We start from the raw sequence: 1,008 nt of genomic DNA, 5'->3' as shown, positions 1-1,008 counted from the left end.
CTAGGACTTGTCCGGCCGATCATGTTCGGAGCCAGATGGTGAGGGCAGCGACGGTTGCTGTGCCGAGGTAGACGTAGCGGCGTTTGTCGTAGCGGGTGGCGACTGCCCGGTGCTGTTTGAGGCGATTGATGGCCCGTTCGATGGTGTTGCGTTTCTTGTAGCGCTCTTCGTCGAAGCTTGGTGGTCGTCCGCCGCGTGAGCCTTTGCGTAGGCGGGCGGCCTGGCTGTCGGCCTTTTCGGGGATGGTGTGCCGGATGCCGCGGCTTCGCAGGTACTGGCGGCAGGGTCCGTTGCTGTAGGCCTTGTCGGCCGCGATGCTGTCCGGCGTCTTGCGGGGCCTGCCGGGGCCGGGCTTCGGGACGCGGATCTTCTCCAGGACAGGCTTGAACTGAGTGCAGTCTGCCCGCTGACCTGGTGTGACGATCAGGGACAGTGGGCGGCAGTGGCCGTCGGCGCTCAGGTGGAGCTTGGTGGTGAACCCGCCGCGCGAGCGGCCCAGGCCCTCGCCTCCCGCACCACCTCCACCAGGCGGGCGTGCAGGCTCTGCCACGCGGTTTCGCCCTGATGTTCTGTCGTCTCGGCCCCCTTTGAGGCCGGAGCCGGCGGCGGGTCGGTACGGGCACCGGCCGCGTGCTGATGCGCCCGCACGATGGTGGAGTCGACCGAGATGTCCCAGTCGATTTCACCCGCCGCATCGGCGGCGGCCTGGACTTGCTGGAGCAGACGCTCCCAGGTCCCGTCGCCCGACCACAGTCGGTGGCGTTCGTAGACGGTCTTCCACGGACCGAACCGTTCGGGCAGGTCACGCCACTGCACGCCGGTCCGCACCCGGTGCAGAATCCCGTCGATCACCTGCCGGTGATCCCGCCACCTGCCACAACGCCTGTTGCTGACCGGCAGGAACGGTCGCAGCCGTTCCCACTCAGCATCACTCAGATCACCCCGCCCCATGTCCACATCAACGACCCAGAGACGGAGTGGTCACATGATCGACCGGACAAGTCCTAG

Annotated in this window: 1 protein-coding gene; it reads right to left on the bottom strand. The window is 67.2% G+C overall.

From position 1 onward, the window contains the following. Positions 1 to 19: 19 nt before the first annotated feature. A protein-coding gene (locus ACWBNA_RS47825; RefSeq protein WP_482710879.1) for an IS5 family transposase occupies positions 20 to 951 on the bottom strand; the annotation gives its coding sequence in 2 pieces (ribosomal slippage) (positions 20 to 613 and positions 616 to 951; 930 coding nt in all). Positions 952 to 1,008 lie beyond the last annotated feature (57 nt).

This window comes from Streptomyces sp. Q2, assembly GCF_056820935.1.
The sequence above is the reverse complement of the archived record's forward strand: the minus strand, read 5'-3'. Positions and strand labels throughout refer to the sequence as shown.